The 4,881-nt window shown below is 49.9% G+C and carries 8 protein-coding genes; 2 read left to right on the top strand and 6 right to left on the bottom strand.

All coding sequences use genetic code 11. The features are described 5' to 3' along the window. The 3 genes from QNK41_RS22980 to QNK41_RS05905 all read right to left on the bottom strand — a co-directional run. The coding region (locus QNK41_RS22980) for a DUF1304 family protein (protein ID WP_413815120.1) at positions 1-128 on the bottom strand (128 nt) is incomplete at its 3' end. Between the two features lie 163 nt (positions 129-291). Next, positions 292-615, bottom strand: coding sequence for a type II toxin-antitoxin system PemK/MazF family toxin (locus QNK41_RS05910; RefSeq protein ID WP_319254735.1), 324 nt, complete (start codon positions 613-615; stop codon positions 292-294). Further along, the gene (locus QNK41_RS05905; protein WP_319254733.1) at positions 609-845 is read right to left on the bottom strand and encodes an AbrB/MazE/SpoVT family DNA-binding domain-containing protein; all 237 of its coding nucleotides are present in this window, start codon (positions 843-845) and stop codon (positions 609-611) included. Before QNK41_RS05905 ends, QNK41_RS05910 begins: the two co-directional genes overlap by 7 nt. 345 nt (positions 846-1,190) lie before the next feature. On the opposite strand from QNK41_RS05905, the gene QNK41_RS05900 reads away from it, so the two are divergent. Together QNK41_RS05900 and QNK41_RS05895 are read left to right on the top strand one after the other, a co-directional pair. Beyond that, positions 1,191-1,319 (top strand): hypothetical protein, encoded by a 129-nt coding sequence (locus QNK41_RS05900; protein WP_319254731.1) that lies wholly within the window; start codon positions 1,191-1,193, stop codon positions 1,317-1,319. A 177-nt stretch (positions 1,320-1,496) separates the two neighbouring features. After that, positions 1,497-2,054 carry a dual specificity protein phosphatase gene (locus tag QNK41_RS05895; protein WP_319254729.1) on the top strand — a complete coding sequence of 186 codons (558 nt, stop codon included), beginning with the start codon at positions 1,497-1,499 and terminating at the stop codon, positions 2,052-2,054. Between the two features lie 113 nt (positions 2,055-2,167). Here QNK41_RS05895 and QNK41_RS05890 read toward each other — a convergent pair whose 3' ends face one another. The 3 genes from QNK41_RS05890 to QNK41_RS05880 are packed head-to-tail and all read right to left on the bottom strand — an operon-like array spanning position 2,168 to position 3,914. Further along, positions 2,168-3,508, bottom strand: coding sequence for a hypothetical protein (locus tag QNK41_RS05890; RefSeq protein ID WP_319254727.1), 1,341 nt, complete (start codon positions 3,506-3,508; stop codon positions 2,168-2,170). 31 nt (positions 3,509-3,539) lie between these two features. Then, the gene (locus tag QNK41_RS05885; RefSeq protein WP_319254725.1) at positions 3,540-3,713 is read right to left on the bottom strand and encodes a hypothetical protein; all 174 of its coding nucleotides are present in this window, start codon (positions 3,711-3,713) and stop codon (positions 3,540-3,542) included. A 54-nt stretch (positions 3,714-3,767) separates the two neighbouring features. Beyond that, entirely contained in the window at positions 3,768-3,914 is a 147-nt protein-coding gene (locus QNK41_RS05880) for a hypothetical protein (protein ID WP_319254723.1), read from the bottom strand. Positions 3,915-4,881: the final 967 nt, after the last annotated feature.

Here is a 4,881-nt window from a genome sequence, read left to right as displayed (position 1 = left end):
GCGGCTTCCTGTGTCTGGCCGAAAGCGCGGAGTCCGGCCGGTTTGTCCCAAAGGAACATTTCAAGCACGAGGATGTAAACGTGAACGAGTGCGATGAGGCCGACAACGATATTGGCAATGGTGGACACAAGCTCTCCTTACATTGTTAAGATACGGTTTTATCAGCCCTTCAAGTACTTCGCTCAGGACCGGCCCGGTCATTTCCTTAGCTATAAGCGAATCATGTCAGCCGAACGGCGGGATTTTGCGGTGAGGGAGTTGATTCCGTCACAAGTGATAGGTGGGGCGCCGCTAAAACGCGAATAGCCGTTGTAGTACCGTAATAACATCCAATTGGGCTCTTGAGCCAATCGTGCCAAGCTTTTTAGTGAGTCGCACTTTGTCTATAGTACGTATCTGGTCTAATACGATTTGTCCTTGTTTCTTTCGAAAAGTGCAGGATACACGGGTGGGGAAATCTTTATGGGCCGAGGTCATCGGAGCTATAATCACAGTATGAATGTTTCGATTCATTTCATCGGGTGAGACAATCAAACAAGGCCTGGTTTTTTTAATTTCAGATTCGACAGTAGGATCAAGACTCACTAAGTAAACGTCAAAGCGTTTCACTACCATTGCCATACATTTGAAATGCCATCGTCAAAAATTAGTTCGTCGTCACCTTTTTCGCCCATACTTTTAAAAGCAGCATCCCAACCCTCTCGGACATTTTTCACAGGTCGTATAATGATTCGATTTTTTTCAACTTCTATTTCAACATCATCCATGATACCTGTTTGCTCAAGAATAGGCTTTGGAATGCGCAGCCCTTGAGAATTACCGATTTTTATTACACGTGCCCTCATTTGGCCTCTCCTTTATAAAAAAGTAGTCACATTGTAATTACATTGATGTAAGAAGTCAAGTTTCGGATATTATGCCTAACGCCCAGTTTTCCCGGGCGCGACGCTCTATCAACGATCCGGTGCAAACTGAGATTAGAAATCGGTTAAATCTCTTCCAGTCCACGCTGGCAACCGTATGGTTTTGTTTGTCGGCCTTTTAAGTTCTGTTCGAACTGAATCCAGCGGGAGCTTTGTTGCGAGCAGCAGATGACATATTGATACCAATGATTTCATTGTCTGCCCATTTTTATAGCAGACTTACAGCCGGTAGCTTTTGATGGGCATTGATACGTGGCGGGTCCCAATGTGGAATATGCTGACCTGGACGGGCATCTGGATCTGACGGGTGACCCCGCATCCGGGGCGGTGCGGTTGCGCAAAGGCATTCTTCACCCCACCGGTCGACCCGGGCTCAGATTCGATCCGGATCACTGATCGACCCATGCTGCGCTTGAGGAAAGTTATCAGGTTCCCTAATATGGGCATAGAAAGACAGAATTTTACCTAATAAAGGCGAGTACAGAACAAACAAAAAGATGAACGGAATGCAGTATTTTACCCAATTAATAATTATGTTAGTGCCATCTGAAACAGATCGGCTGGAGTAAACCCATGGGACAAACGCAGGAAAACAACTATCCGCTCAGGTGGATTACACCGCAAATAGCCGTCGGATATGCTCCCCATTCCCAGGTGGATATTGATTCCGTAAAAGCCCAGGGTATTGCGGCAGTTCTGAATTTGTGCGCCGAATGCTATGACCTGCATGAGATTGAGGCGGCCGCAGGGCTTGAGCTACACTGGTTACCTGTGGCTGATGAAGATGCGCCAGAGCCCGACGCGGCGGAAAAGGCATTGGAATGGTTAGATTCAATATCGGCGCAAGACAAAAAAGTATTGGTGCATTGCCGTTTTGGTATCGGACGCACCGGCACGCTGGTAACCGCTTGGCTGATTAAACAGGGATACGCTCTGGATGACGCTTTGGAGATGCTTAGCCATACGCCGGCAGGACCCAATAGCAGGCGGCAATGGGAATTTTTGAAGGCTTACAGCATATCTATTGGAATGCCTGCCATTCAACAGCCCGCCGATCTTGAAAAACGCCGTTCGCGTTTGGGGAAATTCTTTCGCAAGTATGTCCGGATGCAACATTGGGGAGTCAAATAACCTGCCGTGGCACGCAACGCCGCTAAAGATATCGATGACGAAGCGGGTATGACTTCAAATCCGGTTCACGGTTGGCCCGGATAATCACCCAGATGTTGATGAACCGGTCCATGTTAAAGCATGCATGGGGTGATTCGTCCCGATCGGCTAAGTGTTTTTGCCATGAACTCATACTTTGCTGAAACCAAATCGAAAAATTCTTTTTCGGAGAGTTCTTTCAGGTACAGGTCGGACAAGTACCATCGCTTCGTAAATTTTCCAACCGACCTGAAAATGTCGCAGTTTTTAGCTACCATTAGATCGAAGGCCTTCTTTTTCATTCTCAGGACTCCAGGTGCCATATCGAACCGGGTAAATCCATGGTCTTGATTGATATATTCACCCCTCGCATGAGAAGGTCGCAGAATTTTCTTTTCGAAAACGAGGCCCTCCTGTTCGGAAAACAACTGCGTCGTGCGGGCCACGAGGATATCGAGCAGCATCCGGACCCGCTTCGCTTGGCGGGATCGCGGCAGACAGGACAGGGGTAAATCAGGGGTCTCCCGGATGAACCGGTCGCAGTCCTGCAAGATCTTTCGGGCTCTCCAGTCCGCGATGCGTTTGGCCTTTCCGGTTTTGTAGGTCCACATGCTTCTGCCCAGGTAGGTTTTGGCGCTTTTTTTGGTGTATCGACACAGAAAGGTCAATTCCTCTGCCACGTCCAGATAGAGTGAATAACCGGCTTTCCTACCGGAAATGGCCTCCTTTAATCTCTCGACCTCCCGTTTTCGTCCTTCCTCCAGGGCTTTTTCGGCCTGGTGTTTCAGGGTCATCGCCCGATTGAAAATGTCCCGGGAAACGCTTTTCAGCATGCCGGTTTCGTACCGTTCGACAGACTGTTTCAATATGGCGGTGGGGTGCACGCCCACTATTTCCTGGATAGATCGCAGCACCGGTTTGATCCGGCGGTATGCAACCCTGCCGTCAGGGGGCAGCTTGTCCAGTTCATCGAGCCATCGGTCGAGGAGTTGCCCATCGAGGCCCGCATCCGAAAACTTTTTGCGCATGATGCGCACCAGACTGGATTGCACCGTCCGGATGTGTCCGTTGAAAATCCTGAGGTCCGGCTTGGTGTGGGGTCCTGCGCCGAAGATTTCTCGATAGAGATCCGACTTCGAAACCTCCTCATTGAGAAAAAGCCACAAGCCGGCCATGGCTCTGAAGTCAGCCCCATCTACCTTTTGTGGTTCCTGGGGCTGCGGGGCTTGGCCGAAGAGCGCCCGGTAGTGCCGATCCGATATGGTTTTCACCCGCCTATGAACGATATTATAGACCAGCATGTAAGGCAGTTCCGAACGTTTGGACAGCTCCGGAACGGACATGGTCTTGCGGATTTCGAAGAGACGCTTCAGATTCTGATTCGTGATTTCGATGCGGGGCTTTCTCACCCGTTTTCTGTCGCGATGATTGGTCATAAGCACCACCTGAAAGGACCCGGTTCACACATTATGCGACTATACAGGATCGTGCCCGCTGGCCGCTCTCCCTGGCGGCATCCCGATAGCATTGGTGAAACGCTTCATACGTGGTGGTGCACATGTCACATTTTTGGAGGGCCTCAACCAGACGCGGTTTTTCCAGGGAACAGCATTGACGGGACGTTGGTGATGGTTTAGTCATAATCGATACCTCCTTCTATTTTTTATTGGATAGCAGGCCGATTTTCACACTCGATCAGCAGCATTCGGCCGCTGGATGGTAACAGGGATCATGGATGTTGCCGTCCGCGTCCATGATGTAACAGCAGCAGAGATTGGGATGACCGTCGTCATCGGTTTCAGGCATGCTGCAGTTGTGTGGGTCGTCTTTGGTTTCGTCCATGGCGCCACCTCCCTGTTGGCAGGATCTGGACGGCTGTCCCGCCTGCTAAGTGGTTCTCCTCCCAGACGATCATTGCCATCGCGACCACTGCGTTTGCATGATCAGGATGCAGATCGTTCAGCGGTCGCATTGTATTTTTTAACGGCAGCGTTGATCTTGGACTGCCGATGGACTTCACCTTCGCGGACACGATCGCGACATTCTCCCTGACAACGGCCGGTTATGTCTCTTGACGGCATTTTTTTCATGGGTTTTTCCCTTCATTTTTATTGCGAAGCATCGGGTCTAATACCCCGTCGCTTGCGACGATAAAAAGATCCGATCCTTGGTGATACCCCGCTGCTTGCGGCGGGGTAGTTCATTATATTTGTTTCAACAGACGATATAACTGTTCTAATTATCGGGCCTAATTGCTAATTCGTGCATGCCACGTCTTTTAATCATCGCCTGTCGGATCATTCGGAAAGAATCAATATCTCAGCACCGACGCCGAAATGGGTTGCGTCGTCAACCTTATTGCAACGGATAACCCTGGCAACCGTATGCGACCGATACCCCAAGCAAGCCCGGGGATCGGACTGTTCAATGGTAAATTGAAAAGGGGGCTCGGATGGTGAGGCAGGCACTCCCACATCGTGAGACCCGGGCGTCCTTATTACGACAAAAGATCCGATTAGCGCCTCTTCATCCGATTCGAAATACAAGCCTGTGCTGCTGTAGTTGCGCACGGTGACGATGCGGTCATCGTTTTGATTCAGATAAGCGCATGTCATGCTAACATCTTTGACACACCGCTGCTGCATTCGCCTGTCTGCGGTTTCATGTTTCATCTTCTTTGGTCTCTTCGCTCATTTTACACCTCTGTGGTTTAGCACTTCATCGAATCCTGTCCGAAGCCGAGCTTCGGAACCAACCCTTTGCATGATAACATTACAATTGTCGTGCCGAAGGCATACAAGAGATTATC

Origin of the sequence: Desulfosarcina sp., assembly GCF_033791525.1 — a bacterium.
Taxonomy (GTDB): Bacteria; Desulfobacterota; Desulfobacteria; order Desulfobacterales; family Desulfosarcinaceae; genus Desulfosarcina.
This window is presented reverse-complemented; position numbering and strand designations above follow the sequence as displayed.

Coding starts and splice junctions, on each gene's coding strand:
- QNK41_RS05910 (WP_319254735.1), bottom strand. CDS start 615: ATGGTAGTGAAACGCTTTGACGTTTACTTAGTGAGTCTTGATCCTACT.
- QNK41_RS05890 (WP_319254727.1), bottom strand. CDS start 3,508: ATGACCAATCATCGCGACAGAAAACGGGTGAGAAAGCCCCGCATCGAA.
- QNK41_RS05885 (WP_319254725.1), bottom strand. CDS start 3,713: ATGACTAAACCATCACCAACGTCCCGTCAATGCTGTTCCCTGGAAAAA.
- QNK41_RS05880 (WP_319254723.1), bottom strand. CDS start 3,914: ATGGACGAAACCAAAGACGACCCACACAACTGCAGCATGCCTGAAACC.
- QNK41_RS05895 (WP_319254729.1), top strand. CDS start 1,497: ATGGGACAAACGCAGGAAAACAACTATCCGCTCAGGTGGATTACACCG.
- QNK41_RS05905 (WP_319254733.1), bottom strand. CDS start 845: ATGAGGGCACGTGTAATAAAAATCGGTAATTCTCAAGGGCTGCGCATT.